Origin of the sequence: Photorhabdus hainanensis (assembly GCF_018448965.1) — a bacterium.
GTDB classification, from domain to species: domain Bacteria; phylum Pseudomonadota; class Gammaproteobacteria; order Enterobacterales; family Enterobacteriaceae; genus Photorhabdus; species Photorhabdus akhurstii.
The window spans coordinates 1-1,388 of record NZ_RCWD01000102.1; the positions used below are offsets into that span (position 1 = coordinate 1).

1 protein-coding gene is annotated in these 1,388 nt (G+C 56.2%); it reads right to left on the bottom strand.

Annotated elements, in window-relative coordinates:
- Window positions 1-1,388, bottom strand: a 1,388-nt coding sequence (locus tag EAE92_RS24025) for an ImcF-related family protein (RefSeq protein ID WP_246545389.1), incomplete at both ends; no start/stop codon positions are given.

Consider the following 1,388-nt stretch of genomic DNA (forward strand, 5'->3'; position numbering starts at 1 on the left):
GCCGGTTTCAGTACGCCCTGCCACGCCTGCGTTAACGGCTCCACAAACATTGCCTGACCAAAACCCCGCCATTGTCCTCCCAGACTGGCGGCTATCAGGCGGCCATAGCCTTGTGTATCGGTCAAATCAGTGCTTTTCCCTTCAAATACCGTCCGGGCCAGCGCATTCGCCATTGCCGGCGGGTCATCACTGTTGTTCATCTGTTGCAGTTTCAGCCGCACTTCGGTTAGCCGCGTGAGGAAGGTTTGTAAGTTCAGCGAGCTGTCGGCCTTCATTCCCCCGTCCGCCTGATGTTCTCCCATCAGCGCCAGCAACGGCCCAAAGGTCTCGTTCATTGGCCCGCGCACACTGACCGTCTGTTGATCAATCATTCGCGGCGTTTTTTTATTCAGCAACGTCTTAGCGGATTTCACCAATGAATCCGATAATGTCGGCCCCTGTTGCCCGGTCTCCCCCTGATAGGCCAGCGTGTTCATCAACGCAATCAGCGGAGACTGACGCCTGTCCGCCATCAGGGTTAACTGGTCGATAACATCCGACAGGTTCCGGGTTTTATGCCAGCGCAAACTGTTGAGAAAATCCTGCCACACCCCGGCAAAATCGGTGAAGTAACGGGCGGTCAAGCGGGCTTTCAGCTCTTCGGGTGACACCGCAGCCGAGACCGTCTGACGGTTATCACTCAGCACCCAGTCAATCGCTTCCTTACGTGACGCCACCGCTTCTGCTATCGCTTTTTGTATCCCACCTTCCCACGCCTGACGGGTAAACATCCCCGGTATCACGCGAGAGGTGGTAAACAGCCGTTCAGCATCGGTGTCGCCGGTCATTTGGTTGAGTGTCAGGTCCGCGTAATTTTTCTCCACCGATTGCAACATCTGCTGGTAGAGCGCTGATTCGGCATTGTGCTTACCGAGCTGGAGCAGCAAAAGCTGACGCGCCTGTTTAACCAGCGTTTTATCCGGCGTTATCCGCCATTCGGGATGCGCGGGCAGATTCTCCGCATAAAACTTCCACAAATCCAACGACGCGTCCAGCCAGACGCCGGGGGCAATACCGACCCGCTCAGGCTCATTTTCATTCAGTATTCGGGTTAAAAACGCGGCATCCGCTTTTTCCGGCTGCGCCATCATCAGGTAGGCTTTCAACTGGTCGTGACCGGCTTGCGCCCATTTGGCCCGCAAAGGGCTGCCCGGCGGTAAATTCACTAATGCGCTCAGTTTCGCATGCAGCACCGCCGCCGCTTTGTCCCGTATCAGGCGGTTATTGACCTGCGCATAATAGGGCAGCACCGTCGTCAACAGTTTCTGATTCTGACTCAAGCTAAAACGCTCATACCACGGCACGCCATGTTCAGCCCGGTATTGCAGCCGGCCCACCTCGTTACGCAG